Source organism: Rhodococcus sp. CH91 (genome assembly GCF_022554085.1).
Classification (GTDB): Bacteria; Actinomycetota; Actinomycetes; order Mycobacteriales; family Mycobacteriaceae; genus Rhodococcus.
Map to the genome: position 1 here is coordinate 70,983 of NZ_JAKFYR010000009.1, position 21,119 is coordinate 92,101.

A 21,119-nucleotide genomic window follows, 5' to 3' on the forward strand; every position below is an offset into this window, starting at 1 on the left:
TCGGATGGTCAGGATGCGTTGTCGAGCGCGGCGGCGAGGGTCTCGGCGGTCCGGGCCTGCCACTGAATGTAGTCGACACCTTCGGGCAGGGTTTCGGAAACCTCGACCACGGGGATGCCCGCCGATTCGGCTGCGGTGCGCATCTCGCGGCTGACCCGATCCTCCGTCTGCGGGTTGTAGATCAGGGCGCGAACCTGATTGTCGACCAGCAGTTGCCGTGTCGTCGCGATGGCGGCGGGGGAGGGATCGGTGCCGTTCTCGATGGCGTTGGTGAAGTCCGGAGGCGTGACGTCGTCGAGCATCGCGGCCTGCACGAGGTAGTGCCCGATGGTCTCGGTCTGGGCGACGGGAGTTCCGCCGTGCGCATCGGCGATCTTCTCGACGACATCCGAGACGTAGTGCAGGTTCTCGTGGAATGCTGCGGCGTTGGCCTCGTAGGTCGCGGCGCCCTCGGGATCGAGCTCGGAGAGCTTCTCGGCGACCGCATGGGCGACGGCGTCGGCGGTCGCGAGGTCGTACCAGACGTGTTCGTTGACGCCGCTGTGGTCGTGCCCGTCGTGTGAGTGGTCGTCGCCCTCGTGTGAATGATCTTCCGAAGTGGTTGTCGCCGATCCGGTTTCGCCTGCTCCCGCATCGGTTCCGTGATCGTGACCTGCATGCAGGTCCGAATACGCACCGGACTCGAACAGTGAGAAGGCCTCCACGGTCTCCGGCCGTTCGCCGCCGGCGGCGAGGATGTCGTCGACGAACTGGTCGTACCCACCGCCGTTGTAGACCACGAGCGAGGCATCGCCGATCGCCGCGGCATCGAGGGGGCTCGCCTCGTAGGAGTGGGGGTCGGCCGAGGGTTCGGTGATCAGCGATTCCACTTCGACGCGGTCGCCCGCCACCGCCTGGGCGATCGAGCCCCACACGTTGGTGGAGGCGACGACACGGAGCGTGTCGTCGTCCGGCCCGGACGTATCGGTGCCGCATCCCGCGAGCGCGGTGACGCAGGCTACCGCGGCGGCGGCGAGCGCAGTGCGGGAGGACAGTCGCACAGTTTCTTCTCCTGAGGATCGGGGCGGTCTTCGACGAACGGGGTCCGGAACGACCGAGCGACCCACCCAAACGTTATTGGTAACCGTTACCGTTCCACTTTAGCGGACGCCGTGAACCACTCCTACCGTCCCCGGTTCGTCGTGACCATGGCCACAGGACTACGGTCCCATCATGTCCAGGTCCCGTCAGCCCCGCCGACAGGCGACACTGGCGTCCATCGCCGCCGAGCTGAAGATCTCCCGCACCACGGTCTCCAACGCCTACAACCGGCCCGACCAGTTGTCCGCCGAACTGCGCGAGCGAGTCCTCGAAGTCGCCAAGCGACGCGGATACGCCGGACCGGATCCGATGGCGCGGTCCCTGCGCACCCGCAAGGCCGGCGCGGTCGGGGTCCTCCTCACCGAGGCGCTGAGCTACTCCTTCCGGGACCCTGCGGCCATGAGCTTCCTGTCGGGACTGTCCGAGGCCTGCGAAGCGGCAGGACAGGGACTGCTGCTCATCCCCGCCGGACCCGGCCGGACCGACGACGAGGCCGCGCAGGTGGTGCATCGCTCCTCCGTCGACGGCTTCGTCGTGTACTCGGTCCCTCCGGAGGATCCCTATCTCGCGGCGGTGCTCGAGCGGCACCTGCCCGTCGTCGCATGCGACCAGCCGCGGGGTCTCGACAACACCCCCGTGGTGGGGATCGACGACCGCCGGGCGATGCGGGATCTCGCCGCTCACCTCATCGAGCTCGGCCACCGTGAGATCGGCATGTTGTCGATGCGTCTCGGCCGGGAGCGACACGACGGAGTGGTCGACCTGGCGATCCTCGAGGGCGACGGCTTCCACGTGCAGCGCGAACGCATCCGCGGCGTCCAGGACGCGATGCGCGCCGCGGGGCTCGCTGCGGACTCGCTCACCGTAGTGGAGCGCTACACGCACACCTCGGAGGACGGGCTGTCGGCCGCGGCGCAGATCATGCGGGTCAACCCGCGCATCACCGCGCTCGTGTGCACGACCGACGTACTCGCGCTCGGCGCACTCGCCTGGGCCAACCAGATGGGCCTCGATGTGCCCGGACACCTGTCGATCACCGGATTCGACGGGATCGACGAGGCCCTCCGCGAGGGCCTCACGACGGTGCGGCAGCCGCAGAAGGACAAGGGCCGACGGGCGGGCGAACTGCTTCTCGCCGCCCCGTCGCATTCCGGTGTGCCCACGCTCGAGACGCTCGGGACACGGTTGTGGTTCGGTGCCACCTCCGGCCGGGTCGAGAACGAGTGGTACGCGGAGTAACCCCGTCCACCGCGGCCCCGGCCCGGGCCGCCCGTCAGACCGTCCGGGTGCTCATGGCCTTCGATCCGGACAGCAGCTGAGCGCAGCGCAACAGGCCGATATGGCTGTATGCCTGCGGATGGTTGCCCAGGGAGCGCTCCGCGATCGGGTCGTACTCCTCGCTGAGCAGACCGGTCGGGCCCGCCGCCGCGACCATCTGTGCGAACAGCGCTTCGGCGTCGTTCCGCTGCCCGATCAGCAGATAGGCCGCCACGAGCCACGCCGCGCACAGGTGGAACCCGCCCTCGGTGCCGGGCAGGCCGTCGTCGCTGCGGTAGCGGTAGACGGTCGAGCCGCTGCGCAACTCCCGCTCGGTGGCGTGCACCGTCGCCCGGAACCGCTCGTCCTGCGGGTCGACGAGGCCGGTGAGGCCGATGAACAGTGTGGCCGCGTCGAGATCGGTGCCGTCGTAGGCGGCGGTGAAGGACTGGACCTCGTCGTTCCATCCCTTGACCGTGACCTCTTCGGCGATCTCGTCGCGCAATGCCGCCCAGTTCTCACCCGCCGGGCGGCCGAACTTCTCGGCGAGCGTCAACGCCCGGTCTACGGTGAGCCATCCCATGACCTTCGAGTACACGTGGTGCCGCGGCGCGTGGCGGATCTCCCAGATGCCGTGGTCGGGTTCGAACCAGCGCCTTTCCACAGCCGTGACCATGGAGCAGACGAGCTCCCAGTCTCGGTCGGTGAGGGCTCGATCGTGCGGGACGCCGCGTTCCTCCCGGTGATGCGCGAGGTCGGTGATGAGATCGACGATCGGACCGAAGACATCGAGTTGTACCTGCTGGTTGGCGGCGTTCCCGATACGCACGGGCCGTGAGCCGGCGTATCCGGGCAGCGCGTCGAGGACCGCTTCGGGCGGGAGCGGCCCACCGGCGAGTGTGTACAGCGGGTGCAGCCGCTCGGGGCCGGGAACGGTCTCGAGGACCCGGTGGACCCAGTCGAGATAGTTCTCGGCCTCCTCGGGCGACCCGACCCGCACGAGTGCCTGCGCGGTGAGCGCGGCGTCGCGCAACCAGCAGTACCGGTAATCCCAGTTGCGGACCCCGCCGATCTCTTCGGGAAGCGAGGTGGTCGCCGCGGCGAGGATCGAGCCGGTCGGCTCGTGGACCAGACCGCGAAGGGTCAGCGCGGACCGCTTGACGAGGTCGGGCTTGACCGGAGGCAGCTGGAGGTGCGAGGCCCACGTGTGCCAGTACGCTTCGGCCTGTGCCCGGCGTTCGTTCTCGGGAACCGGGTGTGCGCTGAGATCATCCGTGCCGCAACGGAGTTCGAGAACGATGTCGTTGTCGGTCGGGTCGACGACCGCGTGCGCGGTCTGATGCGCCCCGTCGGTCGTGATGTCCCACCGCACGCCGGGAGAACGCAGGACGTAGGGCTCGTTGAAACCCATCACCCGGATGCCGTCGTCCTCGGCCTCGAGGGTGACCTGGCCCTGCCCGAATTCCGGACGCGGCGCGAAGGTGATCACCGCACTCGCGCGCCCGGTGATCACGCGGGTCAGATCCGTGCGGCCGGTCTCGACGTCGTGCGGCAGGTAGTCGATCACGGCGAGCGATGCCCACCGGGTCACCACCGTCATCGTCGAGTCGACATACCGCTGGCTGAGCGGAAGCGCCTGGCGGGTGGGGCCGATGGTGAAGTGACCGGCGGCCTCGCCGCCGAGCAGATGGGCGAAGACCGCGGCGGAATCCGGCTCGGGATGGCACATCCAGGTGATGCTGCCGTCGGGTGTCACCAGCGCCTTCGAGCGGGGACTCGCCAGCATCGTCAGGCGTTCGATCGGCGTGGCGTGCGCTCCTGACAGCCAGGTGCGGCGTTCCTCGAGCAGGAAGGCGAGCGCCGCGATGACCTCCTCGCTGGTGCGCACCCGGTATTCGGCGGCGGTGTCGCCGTCGCCGATCTTCACGCCGACGTCCGGTCCCTGAAGGGAGCGGAAGGCCTTCTCGTCGGTGACGTCGTCACCGAAGAAGACGGCTGCCGTGGCAGCCTCCTGGTGCCGGATGATGTCGAGGGCCTCGCCCTTGTCGGTGGGCACGACGGACAGTTCGATCACCGCCTTGCCCTCGGTGACCTGGACGCCCGGCCGCAGCGCGAGATCGTTGCGGACCAGGTCGAGCGCCTGCCGGGCGTCGTCCTCGGTCGCGTTGCGCACGTGCAGCGCCGCACTCGCGGGCTTGATCTCCACCCGCACGCCGTCGAACCGGGAGGCCACCGCGCGCAGCCCCTCGACGATCGTGTCGAGCAGTTCCTTGGCGTCCGGGTCGATCTCGTGCACGAAGCCGATGTCGAACTCGGAGCCGTGGCTGCCGACGAGCTTCACCTCGACCGGCAGCCGCGAGAGGGCGGCGAGATCCTTGAGGGCGCGACCGGAGATGACGGCGGCGGAGGTCGACGGAAGGGCGGCGAGGCCCCGCAACGCCCGGACCGCCTCGTCGTGTGGGTAGGCCTTCTCGGGGTCGGTCACGATGGGGGAGATGGTGCCGTCGTAGTCGGTCGCCACGAGCAGTCGCGGCGTCCGCGCGACAGCCACCAGAGCACGTCGAAGTTCGATCGGAAGGTCGTGGGCACTCACCTGATCCACGTTAGGTCAGAGTCGCGCGGGAAGCCGGTCGTGCGGTGGCTGCGGCGGAGTGTTTCCCGTTACAGCCGAGGCCCGGCGTGGACTCAATTGCCCGACGAGACCATCTTCGGAGTGCGGGAGCCGTCGCCGAGCAGCAGATCCACGGTCAGTTCGAGTCGGCGAGCGACATCGGTGGCCGACGAACGGCGCGTGAGCCATGCGACGAGATTCGACAGCCACACGTCGCTGATGACACGCGCGATGGCGAGTTCCTCCTCGGTGGGCTCCCCGTCGTTCATGGCCCTCGCGAACAATCGGTCCATGAGGGTGCCGACCTGATCGACCTCGGCCGCCGCCGAGGCGTCGGCGAACATGAACGCCCGTGTCATGGCTTCGGTGAGCAGGGGGTCGCGCTGCATCGCCTTCGTGATCAGGCCCAGGATGAGGTGCATGCGTTCGAGCGGGCTGTGGCCGGGTGGGATCCGGCCCTTGCCCTCGATGCGGGCGAATTCACGCCCGAGGGCCGAGACCAGCAGGTGCACCTTGGAAGGGAAGTACCGGTAGAGAGTTCCGACCGCCACGTCGGCGCGTTCTGCGACCGCTCGCATCTGCACCGCCTCGTAACCGCCCTTGGACGCGAGCGCCAGGGTGGCGTCGAGAATCCGCTTGCGCCGTTCCTTCTGGGCGTTGGAGCTGAGATCGTCCTCCGTGAGGGCGGTCAGCGTTCCGTGACCGTTGGCACGGGAGCGGGACGGGGTGGCCATAAATTCGTTTCCTCACGCCTTGACTCTGAACCGGTGTCATATTAGAACACGTTCTAGCAATGATGTCATTCGGAAGGGCGGAAACCGCTGTGAGTATCGCCACGACCGAGGAGCAGTGGGCCGTCCAGGCGTCTGTGCAGGCCTGGTCACGAGCTGTCGACCCCCTCTCGACGATACGTCGCGGAGGCGATGCGACGTGGCGCGACGGTTGGTCGTCCCTCGCAGAACTCGGACTGTTCGGTGTTGCCGTGCCCGAGGATTCGGGCGGGCTCGGAGCGACGGCCGTCGACCTGGCGGTGATGCTCGAACGAGCCGCCCACGAACTCGCGCCGGGCCCCGTTCTCACCACCGCGGTCGCGGCTCTCGTCTTCGGTCGCGCGGGGGAGCCTGTGGCCAAGACCACGGCCCGGCTCGCCGAAGGGGCGATCCCCACCGCGCTCGCCGTCGACTCGTGCGTGGCCGCCGAACCGGTGGGCGACGGATTCGTGCTCCGCGGCGATGCGGGGCCCGCCCTGGGGGCGGAAGCGGACGTCGCGGTACTCGTGCGGCTCGACGGTGAGGCCGAGCGCTGGGCGCTGGTCGAGGCCGGCGATCCCGGCCTGCGCGTCGAACCGCTCGACAGCATCGACGCCTCCCGCGCGCTGGCACGTGTGCGGCTCGACGGCGCGACCGTCGACGCCGACAGGGTCGCGACCGTCCCGTCCGGATTCGTGCGCGACCTCGCCGCCGGCCTCGCCGCCGCGGAACTCGCCGGTCTCGCCGGCTGGGCGCTGACCACCGCGGTCGAGTACGCGAAGATCCGCGAGCAGTTCGGCAAGCCGATCGGCTCGTTCCAGGCGATCAAGCACATCTGCGCCGAAATGCTCTGCCGGACGGAGAAGATCCGTGCAGTGGCATGGGACGCGGCGGTCACCGTCGATGCGCAGCCGGAGGAACTGCCCGTCTCCGCCGCAGTGGCGGCCGCGGTCGCCCTCGATGCCGCGGTACAGACGGCGAAGGACGCGATCCAGGTCCTCGGCGGTATCGGCTTCACCTGGGAGCACGATGCGCACTTCTACCTTCGTCGTGCGGTCGCCACCCGGCAGGTGCTCGGTGGCTCCACCCGGTGGCGAGCGCGGTTGACCGGCCTGATCCGCCAGGGTGCGCGCCGCCATCTGGGTATCGACCTCTCGGGACACCACGACGAGCGGGCACGCATCCGCGAGGAGATCGAACGGATCGCGGGCAGGCCCGAATCGGAACGGCGCATCGCTCTCGCCGAATCGGGTTGTCTGGCACCGCACTGGCCGCCGCCCTACGGGAGAGGCGCCGGTGCCGCCGAACAACTGATCGTCCAGGAAGAACTCGCGGCGGCCGGAATCGAACGCCCCGATCTCGTGATCGGCTGGTGGGCGGTGCCGACGATTCTCGAACACGGCACAGCGGAACAGATCGAACGATTCGTGATGCCCACCCTGCGCGGCGACGTGGTGTGGTGCCAGTTGTTCTCGGAACCCGGAGCCGGGTCCGATCTCGCGGCACTGCGCACGAGTGCCGAGAAGGTCGACGGCGGATGGGTGCTGAGCGGACAGAAGGTGTGGACCTCGCTCGCGCACGAGGCCGACTGGGCGATCTGCCTCGCCCGCACCGACCGCGACGTTCCCAAGCACAAGGGCATCACGTACTTCCTCGTCGACATGAAGTCCGCGGGCATCACGATCTCGCCGCTGCGGGAGATCACAGGCGACGCCCTGTTCAACGAGGTCTTCCTCGATGGGGTCTTCGTTCCGGACGAGTGTGTGGTCGGGCAACTCGGCGACGGCTGGAAACTCGCCCGCACCACCCTCGCCAACGAACGTGTCGCGATGGGCGGGAAGTCGTCACTCGGTCCGCGGATCGAAGAGTTGCTCGCGCTCTCGGAGCCGGGAGACCCGGTGGCCGAGGACCGCATCGCGGTGCAGATCGGTGAGGCCACGGTCGGATCGTTGCTCGACCTGCGGGCCACCCTCGCGCAACTCGAAGGCCAGGATCCGGGTGCCGCGTCGAGTGTGCGCAAACTCATCGGCGTGCGGCAACGGCAGGACACCGCCGAACTCGCGATGGATCTCGCGGGGGAGGCCGGCTGGGTGGAAGGCCCGCTCACCCGCGAGTTCCTCAACACCCGCTGCCTGACGATCGCCGGCGGCACCGAGCAGATCCTGCTCACCGTCGCGGCGGAACGGCTCCTCGGGTTGCCGCGCGGCTGAGGAGTCCTTCCGCCGGGTGTCCCGGAGGTGCTACAACTGGAACACGTTCTACATCAAAGGTGGGTGAGGGTGGACTTCGCACGTGACGAGACCCAGGAGGAGATCGCCGGCGTCGCGGCCGGCCTCCTGAAACGCGGCCTCGACGACGGGGCCCTGTGGTCCGCGCTCGCCGACGCCGACCTGCTGTCGCTCGCCCTGCCCGAACGTCTCGGAGGTTCGGGGCTGGGTGCGGCGGAGGTGGCCACCGTCCTCACGGAGATCGGGCGTGGCGCGGCACAGACCCCCGCTCTGGCCACGCTGGGCTTCGGCGTGCTGCCGATCCTCGCGCTCGCCTCCGGCGATCAGCAGGACGAACTGCTCGCCGGCGTCTCCGAGGGCACCGTGCTGACGGCCGCCCTCGGTGAACCCGGCCGTGCCTTCCCGGAGCGACCCGCCGCCACTGCGGTCGACACCGACGGCGGCTACGCGGTCACCGGGTCCTTCGTCGCCGTGCCCTACGCCGATCGGGCCCGCACGGTGCTGCTGCCCACCGACGCCGGGGTGGTGGCGCTCGCTCCGGACGCCCCCGGGGTGACGCTGCGTCCGAGCCCGACGTCCACCGGTGCGCCCGAGTTCTCGTTGCGTGCCGAGGGGGCCGTGGGCGTCCTTCTCGCGAATTCCGGCGTGGACGCGGTGCCGACGCTCTACCGCTTCGCCCTCGCCGCCCTGGCGACCTTCTCCGACGGACTGCTGTCGGGCGCGACGGAACTCACCGCGAAGCATGTCAGCGAACGGCACCAGTTCGGCAAGCCGCTCGCGACCTTCCAGGCCGTCGCGCAGCAGATCGCCGATGTCTACGTCACCGCCCGCACCCTGCACGTCGCGGCACTGTCGTCGGTGTGGCGCCTTTCCGAAGGACTCGACCCCGCGGACGATCTCGATGTGACCGCGTACTGGATCGCAGCCGAACTTCCCCCGGCGATGCGCGTGCTGCACCACCTGCACGGCGGTATCGGCGTGGACGAGACCTATCCGCTGCACAGATATTCGTCGGCCGCCAAGGACCTCGTCCGGTTGCTCGGCGGTGCCTCGTACCGACTCGACCTCGTGGGGGCCCGGTGTTCATCGATCTGACCGACGACCAGCGCGCACTGCAAGCCGAACTGCGCAGATACTTCGCCGACCTCGTCTCGCCCCGCGAAGCCGAGATCATGCGCACCGAACGTCACGGTCCCACCTACCGCGAGGTCGTGCGCCGCATGGGCAAGGACGGATGGCTCGGCGTCGGATGGCCGGTCGAGTTCGGCGGCCGCGGATTCGGCGACGTCGAACAACAGATCTTCGCGAACGAAGCCGTGCGAGCGGACATCCCGCTGCCGAGCGTCACGCTGCAGACCGTCGGACCGACCCTGCAGGTCTACGGGACGGACGAACAGAAGCGGAAGTTCCTCCCCGCCATCCTGGCCGGAGAGGTCCACTTCGCGATCGGCTATTCCGAACCGGAGGCCGGGACCGACCTCGCAGCACTGCGCACGACCGCCGTCCGCGACGGCGACCACTACATCGTCAACGGCCAGAAGATCTTCACCACCGGCGGCCACGACGCCGACTACATCTGGCTCGCCGTTCGCACCGGTCCCGCCGACTCGCGTCATCGGGGCATCTCGGTCCTCATCGTCGACACGAAGGATCCGGGATTCACCTGGACCCCGATCATCACGTGCGACGGCGCACACCACGTCAACGCCACCTATTACAGCGACGTGCGCGTACCGGTGGAGATGCTCGTCGGTGAGGAGAACAAGGGCTGGAAGCTCATCACCACCCAGCTCAACCACGAACGCGTCATGCTCGGGCCGGCCGGTCGCGTGGCAGGCATCTACGACCGCCTCGTCGACTGGGTACGCGCCCACGACCTGCAGGATCGACCCGAGGTGCGGCGAGCGCTCGGGGAGATCCACGCGACGTGGAGACTCAACGAACTGCTCAACTGGCAGGTCGCGGCGAGCAGCAACGACGCAGTGGACATCGCCGACGCGTCGGCGACCAAGGTCTTCGCCACCGAGCGGATCCAGCGGATCGGGCGCATCGCGGAGGAGATCGTCGGCGCCTTCGGCGATCCGGCCGACGACGACACCGCCGAACTGCTGCGCTGGCTCGACATGATGGCCAAGCGCAACGTCGTCATCACCTTCGGCGGTGGAGTCAACGAGGTGATGCGCGAACTGATAGCAACGGCCGGTCTCGGGATGCCACGGGTGCCGCGGTGACACAGGAGAATTCGATGAGCACCCCCGAGGAGATCCTCCGGGCGGCCGACCGGGTCCGGAGCGACGGCTCGTCCGCACCCCGGCCCGGCCGCGACCCGGTGAACCTGCCGATGATCCGCAACTGGCTCGAGGCGATCGGCGACGACAATCCGATCTACACCGACGAATCCGCGGCGATCGCCGCGGGCCACGGCGGGCTCGTCGCCCCGCCTGCCATGGCGCAGGTGTGGACGATGCGCGGTCTCGGCGCCGAACGCGAGAAGGACGATCCGCTCGGGCGGATGACGCAGATCCTCGACGACGCCGGATTCACCTCCGTGGTGGCTACCAACTGCGACCAGATCTACCATCGCTACCTCCGCCACGGCGAGGAGGTGACGATCGAGTCCACGCTCGAGGACGTCGTGGGCCCGAAGAAGACCGGACTCGGAGAGGGGTGGTTCTTCACCACCCGCAACCTGTGGAAGGTCGGCGACGAGGTCGTCGCCGAAATGCTCTTCCGCATACTGAAGTTCGCCCCGCCGGCGAAGACGGATGCCGCACCCGTCGCAGCGGTACCCGACGATCTCGACCCCGCTCGGCTGCTCCGCCCGTCCGTGTCGCACGACACGCAGTTCTTCTGGGACGGCGTGGCAGCGCACGAACTGCGCATCCAGCGGCGGCCCGACGGCACCGTGCAGCATCCGCCGGTTCCGGCGATATGGCTCGACAAGTCCGAGACGACCGACTACGTCGTGTCCTCCGGCCGTGGAAGGGTGTTCAGCTTCGTCGTCCACCACGCCCCGAAGGTGCCGGGTCGGCGGGTGCCTTTCGTCGTCGCTCTCGTGGAACTCGACGAAGGTGTGCGGATGCTCGGCGAACTACGGGATGTCGACCCGGCCGACGTGCACATCGGGATGCCGGTGGAAGCGACCTATCTCGATTTCCCCGGCGACGACGAGACGGGTGGACAGCCGTGGACCCTGTATGCGTGGACACCCGTCGAGGAGGACGTGTGAGTGCCCCGACCGTTTCAGCGGGTGAGAAGCTGCCGTCCCTGTCGATCCACGGAGACCCGACCTTCATCGTGTCGACGGCTCTGGCCACGCGCGACTTCCAGGACGTGCACCACGACCGCGACAAGGCACAGCAACGCGGCTCGAAGGACATCTTCGTCAACATCCTCACCGACACGGGTCTCGTGCAGCGTTATGTCACCGACTGGGCAGGCCCGCGAGCAGTGGTGAAGTCGATCTCGCTGAGACTGGGTGTGCCCTGGCACGCCTACGACACCCTGACCCTGACCGGAACCGTCACCTCCGTGGACGACGGACTGGTCACCGTCGACATCACCGGCACCAACAGCTTGGGCAAACACATCACGGCCGTAGCCACTTTCGTGATCGGAGGCGTCGCATGACCGGACTGTCGGGTGCGGCGGCGATCGCCGGCATCGGCGCGACGGACTTCTCGAAGGATTCCGGGCGCAGCGAACTACGGCTCGCCGCCGAGGCGGTGCGCTCCGCCCTCGACGACGCGGGACTGACCCCGGCCGACGTCGACGGCCTGGTGTCGTTCACGATGGACACCAACACCGAAGTGGCCGTGGCTCGTTCGGTGGGTATTCCCGAGCTGAAGTTCTTCTCCCGCATCCATTACGGGGGCGGTGCGGCATGTGCGACGGTGCAGCAGGCGGCGATGGCCGTCGCGACGGGTGTGGCGGACGTCGTCGTCGCATACCGGGCGTTCAACGAGCGTTCCGGATCCCGCTTCGGTCAGGTGAACACCGCACTTGCCGCGCAGGTGAATTCGTCCGGGACGGACAACTCCTTCTCCTATCCGCACGGATTGAGCACCCCCGCCTCGTTCGTGGCGATGGTGGCTCAGCGCTACATGCACGTCTCGGGTGCGACGAGCGCCGATTTCGGAGCCGTCGCCGTGGCCGACCGGGCCCACGCAGCGACCAATCCCCGGGCCTTCTTCTACGGCAAGCCGATCACCCTCGAGGACCACCAGAACTCGCGCTGGATCGCCGAACCGCTGCACCTGCTCGACTGCTGCCAGGAATCGGACGGCGGTGTGGCGCTCGTCGTCACGAGCGCCGAACGAGCGAAGGACCTGAAGCAGACCCCTGCGGTGATCGCGGCGGCCGCACAGGGGAGCGGGCCGGACCAGTACATCATGACGAGCTACTACCGGGACGGGCTCACGGGTCTGCCCGAGATGGGCATCGTCGGCGATCAGCTGTGGAAACAGGCGGGAATAGGTCCGCAGGACATCGCGACGGCCGTGCTCTACGACCACTTCACCCCGTACGTGCTCATGCAACTCGAAGAACTCGGGTTCTGCGGGCGGGGTGAAGCCAAGGATTTCGTCGCGGACGGCATCCGGCTCGGCGGGCGGCTACCGATCAACACCCACGGAGGGCAGCTCGGCGAGGCCTACATCCACGGGATGAACGGCATCGCCGAAGGGGTCCGGCAGATCCGCGGTACCGCGGTCAACCAGGTCGACGGCGCCGAACACGTCCTCGTCACCGCCGGAACCGGTGTTCCGACCTCGGGACTGGTGCTGTTGCGTTCCTGACACGGAACAGGATCCACGCCGATCAGCCTAGGATGTACACACGATCCGGCGCGATCCACGTGGAGGAAGCCATGTCGGACAAGAACGGACATGCGGGACATCCGACGCGTGAGCAGCGGGTACAGAACGGTCTCGCCGCTCGGCACGCCGCCCCGCTCGCATCGCTCGCCGACCTCGCGGAATCGTCCCGGGATCCGATCGCGCTGCTCGAGAGCCAGGCGCGGACCCGCATCCCCCAGCTCGTCCCGGTCCGCTACGGACGCATGGCGGAGTCGGCCTTCGCGTTCTACCGCGGCAGTGCCCTGGTGATGGCGGACGATCTGTCGCGTACCCCGAGCAGCGGTCTGTACACGCGGCTGTGCGGTGATGCCCACGCGAGCAATTTCGGTCTGTTCGCGACGCCGGAACGCCGGACGGCCTTCGACGTCGACGACTTCGACGAGACCTACCCGGGCCCCTTCGATTGGGACGTCCGGCGTCTCGTCGCGAGCCTCGAGATCGCAGGACGGGACAACGGGTTCACGGTGAAGGAACGCCGGCGGATCACGAAATCCTGCGCCGCGGAGTACCGCGAGACCATGTGCAGGCAAGCGGAACTCGGAAATCTCGCCGTGTGGTACTCCCGTATCGATCCCACCGTCGAATTGTCGGAAGTGATGGACCGGCCCGACGAGAAGATGGTGAAACGTACCCGGAAGGCACTCGCCAAGGCGTCACGGCGCAACCATCTCCAGGCACTGGACAAACTCACCACCCTCGTCGACGGCCGACGGCGGATCGTCAGCGACCCTCCGTTGATCGTGCCGCTCGAAGAGGTCTTCGCCGATCTCGACGCCGACGCGATCTACGACGAACTATGTCACCGCATCCGTTCGTATCGCGCCACTCTCCAGTGGGATCGGCGCCTGCTTCTCGAAGAGTTCGAGCTCGTGCAGGCGGCGCGGAAGGTGGTGGGCGTGGGAAGCGTGGGCACGAGGGTGTGGATTCTCCTGTTGCGCGGAGCGGATGACGACGATCCGCTGTTCATCCAGGCGAAGGAAGCGCAGCGTTCCGTGCTGTCGTTCTACCTCGACGGGCCCACCTACGAGAACGAGGGCGAGCGCGTCGTGAACGGCCAGCGACTCATGCAGTCGGCCAGCGACATCTTCCTCGGATGGCAGCAGGGGCCGGGTGCCGACGGCGTGCAACGCGATTTCTACATGCGTCAGCTGCGCGACGGCAAGGGCTCCGCCGTGATCGAGGAGATGGTGCCCGAAGGCATGAAGCTGTACGGCCGGTTGTGTGCACGGGTCCTCGCCTTCGGTCACGCGAGGGGAGGGGATCGCGTCGCGCTCGCGGCCTATCTCGGATCGAGCGAGGAGTTCGACGATGCGCTCGCATCTTTCGCAGTGGCGTACGCGGACCGGAACGAGCGAGACCTGCAGGCACTGCGCGAGGCGGTGGACCAGGGGCGGGTGAAGGTGCGGACAGGACTGTGAGGGGCGGCGTTCGTAGCCAACCTTTTCTGCGGAAATCGAGTACCGGCGAAGACTTTCCCCCGCATACTTGCGGCGTCATCCACTTCGTGAAAGGGATCGATATGTCCGAAGATGTGCGTGCGCACCGGGCGACCGGTGAGGTCCGTCAGGGATTCGCAGCCGGTGCTTCTTTCGGCGCGGCAATCATTCTGATCACCCTGGGCATCCTGTCGTTGCTCCAGGGCATCGCGGCGGTCACCGAGGACGAGGTGTTCGTCCGCGGCCTGGACTACGTCTACAAGTTCGACTTCACCACCTGGGGCTGGATCCACATCGTCATCGGTGTGCTCGTCATCCTCACAGGCCTCGCGCTCTTCAGCGGAGCCACCTGGGCGCGGGTGACGGCGATCATCCTCGCGGCACTGTCGATCGTCGCGAACTTCCTCTGGCTGCCCTACTACCCGTGGTGGTCGATCCTCATCATCGCGCTCGACGTGATCGTCATCTGGGCGATCGCGACCTGGAATCCGCGTGTCCCCACCCTCTGATCTCGTCCCGGGCATCGGGCACGTCCGGTGTCCGGGACGGCGAGGGGGGCCTCACGGTACGACACGGTACAAGTGAGGTAACCACGCGGACGGAAGGGCAGTCATGAGCAGTTTCGAGGGCAGGGTCGCATTCGTGACGGGGGCAGCGCGCGGTCAGGGACGCTCGCACGCCGTCGCATTCGCCGACGCGGGAGCGGATCTGGTCGTCTGCGATCGGTGTGCCGATTCGCCCGTGGTGGGATATCCGCTCGCCACGGAAGAAGATCTGGCGGAGACCGTGCGCCTCGTCGAGGCCACCGGCCGCCGGGTCGTTTCGGCGACGCTCGACACCGCCGACCGGTCCGCGGTCGAGGGCCTGGTCGCCCGCGCTCACGAGGAACTGGGCCGAATCGACATCGCGGTCGCCAATGCCGGGGTGTCGGTCGCGGCACCGGTCCAGCTCATGCCTCAGGCGATGTGGGACGAAGCGATCTCGTCCAACCTCACGGGTGTCTTCAACACCATCGCCGCGGTGGCCCCCGGAATGATCGAGCGGGGTTACGGACGGATCGTCACGGTCTCGTCCATGCTCGGCCGGGCGGGGAACACCAACATGGCCGCCTATGCGGCGTCGAAGTGGGGCGTGATCGGCCTGACCAAGAGCGCGGCACTCGATCTCGCCCAGAACGGGATCACCGTCAACGCCGTCGCCCCGGGCAACATCTCCACGCCGATGATCCACAACGACGCGCTCTACGGGATGCTCCGCCCGGACCTCGAACACCCGACCGCCGACGACGTCGCGCCCGTGTTCGCATCCCTGCACGCGCAACCGGTCCCGTGGCTCGAACCCGCCGAGATCACCCGGGCCGTCCTCTTCTTCGCAGACGAGGCCTCCGCGCACATCTCCGGCACCGTGCTGCCGATCGATGCCGGCAATGCCGCTCGCGTGACGGGCTGAGCACTCCGCCCGGGCTCCGGCGCCGGTGTGATCGCCCGGAGCCGGTGTCGGCGCGATGAAAAAACCTGTCGAATCGTGTCGGTCTCTTCGTGCACACTGTGCTAGCCACCACAGTCAGGGAGAAACTCATGGCCGATGCCATAGTTGCAGAAGGACTGATCAAGACATACGGGCAGGTCAAAGCACTCGACGGAGTCGATCTGCGGGTTCCGGAAGGCACTGTCACCGCCCTGCTCGGTCCCAACGGGGCCGGCAAGACGACGACGGTGCGGGTCCTGACCACGCTGCTCGTTCCGGACGCCGGTCGCGCCGAAGTGGCGGGATACGACGTGTTCACCGAGGCGCGGGCGCTCCGTTCCCACATCGGCGCGTCGGGGCAGTACGCCGCGGTCGACGAATACCTCACGGGGTTCGAGAACCTCGAGATGGTCGGCCGCTTGTACCACCTCGGCATCAAACGAAGTCGCCGGCGGGCGCGGGAACTGCTCGAGCAGTTCGACCTCGAGGAGGCCGGTGATCGCCCGGTCAAAGGCTATTCCGGAGGTATGCGGCGCCGGCTCGATCTCGCGGGTGCTCTCGTCGCCGAGCCTCCGGTGCTGTTCCTCGACGAGCCCACCACAGGCCTCGATCCGCGCGCGCGGCTCGGGTTGTGGGAGGTCATCGACACGCTGGTGCAGCGCGGAACCACGCTGCTGCTGACCACTCAGTACATGGAGGAAGCCGAACGTCTCGCCGACGACATCGCGGTGATCGATCGAGGCAAGGTGATCGCCCGCGGTACCTCCGACGAGCTCAAGAGCCTCGTCGGCGGGGAACGGATCGAGCTGGGTGTGCCCGAGATCGATCACCGCGATCGGGCGATCTGCGAACTCGAGGCCCTCGCGTCGGGTGAGATCCGGGTCGAGCGCAGTACCGGCCGGATCACCGTGCCGGTCAGTGGGGATTCCGGTGGGGGAGCCGACGGTCTCGTGACGGTACTGGGCAAGCTGTCGGCCGCCGGTATCCGGGTGTCCGACGTGGCTCTGCGGAAACCGACGCTGGACGACGTGTTCCTCACCCTCACGGGGCGAGGGGCGGACGAGAAGATCGAGGAGGCGGTGTCGTGAACACGCTCGAGATGGTCGCATCCGACGGCCTCACCATCGCCAAGCGCAACATGATCAAGATCAAGCGTGTACCCGATCTGCTCGTGTTCACGACCCTGTCGCCGATCATGTTCGTGCTGCTGTTCGCCTACGTGTTCGGTAGTGCGATCGAGGTTCCCGGCGTGTCGTACCGGGAGTTCCTCATTGCCGGCATCTTCACCCAGACGGTCATCTTCGGATCGACGTGGACGGGCCTGGGCATGGTCGAGGATCTCCAGAAGGGCATCATCGACCGGTTCCGGTCACTGCCCATGGCGCCGTCCGCCGTGCTCATCGGCCGTACCACCACGGACGTGCTGATCAATGTGGTCAGTCTCGTGGTGATGTCGTTGACCGGCCTCGTCGTGGGCTGGCGGATCCACAGTTCGCTGGGGGAAGCCCTCGCGGGTTATCTGCTTCTCCTCCTGTTCGCCTATGCACTGTCCTGGGTGATGGCGGTGGTGGGTATGTGGATCCGCACACCGGAAGTGTTCAACAACGCGAGTTTCATGGTGATCTTCCCGCTGTCGTTCATCGCGAACACCTTCGTCGATCCGTCGTCGATGCCGCCGGTGCTGCGCACCATCGCCGAATGGAATCCCATGTCGGCGCTGACGCAGGCGGTACGCGAGTTGTTCGGCAACACCAACCCCATGGTGCCGCCACCGGATGTGTGGCCGCTGCAGAATCCGGTCCTCGCGTCGCTGTTGTGGACGGCACTCATGCTGATCATCTTCGTGCCGTTCGCGATTCACAGATATCAGAAGGCCGTCAGCCGCTGATGGGTGGCGCTCATCCCGGATAGGGCGGGTAGCGCCGTTCCCGCAGCAGCTTCGCCAGGTGGACCGCATTGCGGGCGACCGATCCGGTGGTCGAGCGCACCGCTTCGGGGATCTCCTCGAGGTCCTTGAAGTCGGTGCCCGACATCGCCTCCCCGTTCCAGTAGGTCGACCCCTGGGCGGGGACGGTGAAACCGATGTCGTTGAGGCTCTGGAACAGATCGGCGACGATCTTGTGCGCACCGTCCTCGTTCCCGACCACGGCGGCGATTCCGACCTTGCCCACCATGCGCGGCCGGTTCTCGTCGTCGGTGTTCGACAGTTCGGCGTCGAGTCGCTCGAGAACCCGCTGGGCGACGCTCGACATGTGTCCCACCCAGGTCGGTGTGGCCACGAGGAGGATGTCGGCCGCGGCGATCCGTTCGACGATGTCCGGCCACTGATCCCCATCGCCCATATCGGCCTCCACACCGGGCCTGACGTCGAAATCGACGACTCGGACGGTGTCGGCGCTCACGTCGTGTTCCGACAGGGCCTCGAGCACGTGGGCAACCATCTTGTCGGTGCTGGACTCGGCGGGAGACGGCTTGAGAGTGCAGTTGAGCGCGACGGCATGCAGTGCGGTCATGTCGTGGGGGTACCCGAGCTCCGGGGCTGCACACCTGCGTCCCCGGAGCGTATGGGTGAAGTCAGCGTCCGAGTTCGGAAGCCCACGCGTCGAGCGCTGCCGAGAATTCGAACGAGGGCGGCAGAAGCGCCACCAGGTCGGCCGGCCCGGGCTGCAGGGGGCCCAGTTCCTCGAGGCCGTGATTCGCGGTCGTCAGATGCGCGAACTGCAGGTCGGTGTGTCCGAGGGCCGTGCGCAGCCCCTCCACCTGTGCGCAGCTGACGTTGAGATCCTTGTCCGAGCAGGTGAGTAGTACCGGTGTGCCGGCTGCCAAGGTGGAGGCGGATTCACGCGGATCGAGACTGTCCGCTTCGGCCAGGAACTTCGCATTCGCCGCATTCAGACCGAGTTGTGCGACGATCGGATGCTGGTCGGCAGGGACGGTACCGGTGGTGCGCAGGGATTCGACGGTGCGCGGGAGCTCGGCTCGCACCGCGTCGGCGTCGGCGCCGAGTTGTCCGGAATCGGCGAGCGCGGTGAGCTGAGCGGACAGAAGATCCAGATAGCGCATGGGTAGCGGCTGCAGCAGCGCGAATCCGTCACCGACACCACGGTCGGCCAGCGCGAGAGCGGTCAGTGCACCTTCGCTGTGGCCGAGCACGAGGATGTCCGTGGGGGCGACGCCCGTACGCTCGGCGAGCAGTCGTGCTGCTGCCTCGGCATGATCGACCTGGTCGGTGAAACCGTACTCACCGACGGTCTCGGGGGTGTAGGCCCCGAGGCCTGTCTCACCGGCGCCGATCTTGTCGAAGCGCAGACTCGCGATGCCGTGGGTCGCGAGTGTGTCCGCGAGGCGCACCAGGGTGTCGGATGCGATACCGGGCTGGTTGCCGTTGCGATCGGTGGGTCCGCTTCCCGGCAACAGCAGCGCGGCCGCGACCGCGGGGATTTCCGGCGTACGGAGACTGCCGTGGAAGGTGGTGCCGTCGGCGTCGAAGGCCACCGCGCTGTCGTTGCCGACCGCACCGGCGACCGATCCCGTATCGGGAAGAGCCGTTGCCGTTCCGGAGAGGGTCGCACCTCCCGCGAGCACCAGCACGGGCACAGCTGCAGCACCGATCCACCTTCGCATGTTCCGCATGGCGCGAACCCTAGCAAAGGACTGCTTCCGTGCCCGTGCGGCGATCAGGGGAGCAACCTGTCGATGAAGGTGTTGCTGAAGACCCGATGCGGGTCGAGGTGGTTGTAGACCGTGCGGGCCGAATCCCAGTTCTCTTCGGAGGGAACACCTTCGCGGTAGGTATCGGGGAGATCCCGGGTGATGATCCCCTCGTCCGTGTAGGGCAGGTCGGGGCCGAACGCCCAGCCTTTCGACCATTCGGGGCGGAAGGTGGAGTCTTCACCGTTGTACCGCCCGCGCATCCACTGTTCCATCTCGCGGTAGAAGGCGAACATGCCGGGAGTTCCCGGTACGCCGAGCACGTTGAGCCAGATGGCCGTGTCCCATTCCGGGTGGTCGGGGCGAGGGCGGGTGGACGCGATCGTCGGGGGTCCTGCCGAAGGGACGAGCACGTCGTCCGGCTGATCGAGTCCGCAGCAACGGATTTCGACAGGGCCGTTGAGGGGGAACTGTCCCAGGCTGCGGTAGTGCTCGATGCGTTCGGCGAACCAGTGGGCGAAATCGTGGATCACGTTCGCGATGTTGGCGCGATTCGTGAGCACCGCGCCGCCACCCTCGGTGAGACGCAGAGTGGTCGCCTTGATGTAGAACTGCAGGTCCTTCGACCAACCCCAGATGTCGGACGATCCGGTCGCGGCCAGACCCGCCACCGTGACGCCGTAGTAGGTCTGGCCGAAAGCCGGTGCGATCGAAGTGTTCCCGGCCGTCAACTGTCCGAGAAGATCGGTGATCGGTTCGGGCACGTTGTCGGAGAAGGGGTAGTTGTACGGGCCGGTCACTTCTCGGGAGGTCGGAGGCTTCTCCGGGGCGATCGACCAGACCTTCGTCCAGGGCTTGTCCGTGAACGGATACCAGATGGCCTCGGCGCGACCGGCGGAGGCGACGAACGATTCGAAGGTTCGTCCCGGCGCTCCCGCGGGAGCAAACAGTTCCTGCCAGGAGATGTCGGTGAAGGACTGGCACCTCATACGGTAATTCGGGCCGGCCTGCAGGGTGACGGACGTGATGAAAGTACGGCCGAGGTGGGTGAGCAGCGGCGTGATCTCGGGATCGGCGCGGGTGAAGGTACGTAGTGCGTACGCATCCCCGTCCCACACCACGGCCGTCAGTTCGGTGACCAGATTGCTCAGCGAGCCGAAGCTGTGCCCCGCGACGGTCGGTTCACCGTCCGCGGGCAGCGCAGCGCCGTGTGCGTTGACGGCCAGTGCGCCCGCGATCGACAACACACCGGGGGCAGGAAGGTTCGCGAGACCGAGGCCGTGATCCTGCAGTGCGGTCGTGATGGCGTCGAGGGTCGCGCCGGGTCCGGCCGTCACGGTCGCGGGTGAACCTCCGGGATCCACCTGCACCCAGTCGAGGTGAAGCATGGTGTCGGCCAGGATCACCCGGTCGACGGGTGCGCCGTTGACGATGGTCAGAGGCGTCCATCCGTGCATCGCGCCGCGAGGGCGGATGGTGTATCCGCTCCGGTGAGCCCAGTTCACGAGACGCACGACGTCGTCGGGCGTGCGCGGCGCGCAGGTCTGGATCGCGTCGAGCATGATCTCTTTCGACCAGTTCTGGTACGCCTGCTGATAGAGGTCGATGCCCTCGGGGAAGCCCGGCGGAACGGGGATCGTTGCCCCTGCCGATCCCGAAGGAACAGCGTGCACCGGGGTCCAGCCACCGACGGCGGTGAGCGCCAGTGCGCCTGCACCGGCCGCGAGGAAGCCGCGCCGCGAGAGACGCGGCGACGAATCACGAAGTGTCATGTTGTGTATCGC

At 67.5% G+C, this 21,119-nt stretch carries 18 protein-coding genes; 12 read left to right on the top strand and 6 right to left on the bottom strand.

All coding sequences use genetic code 11. The features are described from left to right. Window positions 1-8 precede the first annotated feature (8 nt). Window positions 9-1,040: a metal ABC transporter solute-binding protein, Zn/Mn family gene (locus MOM01_RS17280; protein ID WP_374112321.1), complete on the bottom strand. Its 1,032-nt coding sequence runs from the start codon at window positions 1,038-1,040 to the stop codon at window positions 9-11. A 172-nt stretch (window positions 1,041-1,212) separates the two neighbouring features. Here MOM01_RS17280 and MOM01_RS17285 point away from each other — a divergent pair, with 172 nt between their 5' ends. After that, a complete protein-coding gene (locus MOM01_RS17285) occupies window positions 1,213-2,319 on the top strand; it encodes a LacI family DNA-binding transcriptional regulator (RefSeq protein WP_241386665.1) in 1,107 nt (368 codons plus the stop codon). A 34-nt stretch (window positions 2,320-2,353) separates the two neighbouring features. On the opposite strand, the gene otsB is transcribed toward MOM01_RS17285, so the two are convergent. Further along, window positions 2,354-4,930 (bottom strand): trehalose-phosphatase, encoded by a 2,577-nt coding sequence (otsB, locus tag MOM01_RS17290; RefSeq protein ID WP_241386666.1) that lies wholly within the window; start codon window positions 4,928-4,930, stop codon window positions 2,354-2,356. A 92-nt stretch (window positions 4,931-5,022) separates the two neighbouring features. Next, window positions 5,023-5,682 (bottom strand): cholesterol catabolism transcriptional regulator KstR, encoded by a 660-nt coding sequence (gene kstR, locus MOM01_RS17295; RefSeq protein ID WP_241386667.1) that lies wholly within the window; start codon window positions 5,680-5,682, stop codon window positions 5,023-5,025. 89 nt (window positions 5,683-5,771) lie between these two features. Here kstR and MOM01_RS17300 point away from each other — a divergent pair, with 89 nt between their 5' ends. From MOM01_RS17300 to MOM01_RS17350, 11 genes are all read left to right on the top strand, one after another. Further along, window positions 5,772-7,907, top strand: coding sequence for an acyl-CoA dehydrogenase (locus MOM01_RS17300; protein ID WP_241386668.1), 2,136 nt, complete (start codon window positions 5,772-5,774; stop codon window positions 7,905-7,907). Window positions 7,908-7,976: 69 nt separating this feature from the next. Continuing rightward, a complete protein-coding gene (locus tag MOM01_RS17305; RefSeq protein ID WP_241386669.1) occupies window positions 7,977-9,020 on the top strand; it encodes an acyl-CoA dehydrogenase family protein in 1,044 nt (347 codons plus the stop codon). After that, window positions 9,005-10,156 carry an acyl-CoA dehydrogenase family protein gene (locus MOM01_RS17310; RefSeq protein WP_241386670.1) on the top strand — a complete coding sequence of 384 codons (1,152 nt, stop codon included), beginning with the start codon at window positions 9,005-9,007 and terminating at the stop codon, window positions 10,154-10,156. Before MOM01_RS17305 ends, MOM01_RS17310 begins: the two co-directional genes overlap by 16 nt. 14 nt (window positions 10,157-10,170) lie before the next feature. Beyond that, on the top strand, window positions 10,171-11,154 hold the full coding sequence (locus MOM01_RS17315) for a bifunctional MaoC family dehydratase N-terminal/OB-fold nucleic acid binding domain-containing protein (RefSeq protein WP_241386671.1): 984 nt from the start codon (window positions 10,171-10,173) through the stop codon (window positions 11,152-11,154). Beyond that, window positions 11,151-11,555 carry a MaoC family dehydratase gene (locus MOM01_RS17320; RefSeq protein WP_241386672.1) on the top strand — a complete coding sequence of 135 codons (405 nt, stop codon included), beginning with the start codon at window positions 11,151-11,153 and terminating at the stop codon, window positions 11,553-11,555. Before MOM01_RS17315 ends, MOM01_RS17320 begins: the two co-directional genes overlap by 4 nt. Continuing rightward, window positions 11,552-12,721 (top strand): lipid-transfer protein, encoded by a 1,170-nt coding sequence (locus tag MOM01_RS17325; protein WP_241386673.1) that lies wholly within the window; start codon window positions 11,552-11,554, stop codon window positions 12,719-12,721. The genes MOM01_RS17320 and MOM01_RS17325 overlap by 4 nt, the downstream gene beginning before the upstream one ends. Window positions 12,722-12,792: 71 nt before the next feature. Beyond that, window positions 12,793-14,199 carry a DUF2252 domain-containing protein gene (locus tag MOM01_RS17330; RefSeq protein WP_241386674.1) on the top strand — a complete coding sequence of 469 codons (1,407 nt, stop codon included), beginning with the start codon at window positions 12,793-12,795 and terminating at the stop codon, window positions 14,197-14,199. A gap of 101 nt (window positions 14,200-14,300) precedes the next feature. After that, window positions 14,301-14,726: a DUF7144 family membrane protein gene (locus tag MOM01_RS17335; protein WP_241386675.1), complete on the top strand. Its 426-nt coding sequence runs from the start codon at window positions 14,301-14,303 to the stop codon at window positions 14,724-14,726. Between the two features lie 103 nt (window positions 14,727-14,829). Continuing rightward, on the top strand, window positions 14,830-15,666 hold the full coding sequence (locus MOM01_RS17340) for a mycofactocin-coupled SDR family oxidoreductase (RefSeq protein ID WP_241386676.1): 837 nt from the start codon (window positions 14,830-14,832) through the stop codon (window positions 15,664-15,666). 128 nt (window positions 15,667-15,794) lie between these two features. Beyond that, window positions 15,795-16,772: an ATP-binding cassette domain-containing protein gene (locus MOM01_RS17345; RefSeq protein WP_241386677.1), complete on the top strand. Its 978-nt coding sequence runs from the start codon at window positions 15,795-15,797 to the stop codon at window positions 16,770-16,772. Between the two features lie 11 nt (window positions 16,773-16,783). Continuing rightward, window positions 16,784-17,572, top strand: a complete 789-nt coding sequence (locus MOM01_RS17350; protein ID WP_277609906.1) for an ABC transporter permease — start codon at window positions 16,784-16,786, stop codon at window positions 17,570-17,572. Window positions 17,573-17,582: 10 nt separating this feature from the next. Here the strand turns inward: MOM01_RS17350 and MOM01_RS17355 are convergent, their stop codons facing one another. The 3 genes from MOM01_RS17355 to MOM01_RS17365 all read right to left on the bottom strand — a co-directional run bounded on the left by MOM01_RS17355 (window position 17,583) and on the right by MOM01_RS17365 (window position 21,107). After that, window positions 17,583-18,197 (bottom strand): flavodoxin family protein, encoded by a 615-nt coding sequence (locus MOM01_RS17355; protein ID WP_241386679.1) that lies wholly within the window; start codon window positions 18,195-18,197, stop codon window positions 17,583-17,585. A gap of 61 nt (window positions 18,198-18,258) precedes the next feature. Beyond that, window positions 18,259-19,317: a serine aminopeptidase domain-containing protein gene (locus MOM01_RS17360; RefSeq protein ID WP_241386680.1), complete on the bottom strand. Its 1,059-nt coding sequence runs from the start codon at window positions 19,315-19,317 to the stop codon at window positions 18,259-18,261. A gap of 44 nt (window positions 19,318-19,361) precedes the next feature. After that, the gene (locus MOM01_RS17365; protein ID WP_241386681.1) at window positions 19,362-21,107 is read right to left on the bottom strand and encodes a cholesterol oxidase substrate-binding domain-containing protein; all 1,746 of its coding nucleotides are present in this window, start codon (window positions 21,105-21,107) and stop codon (window positions 19,362-19,364) included. Window positions 21,108-21,119 lie beyond the last annotated feature (12 nt).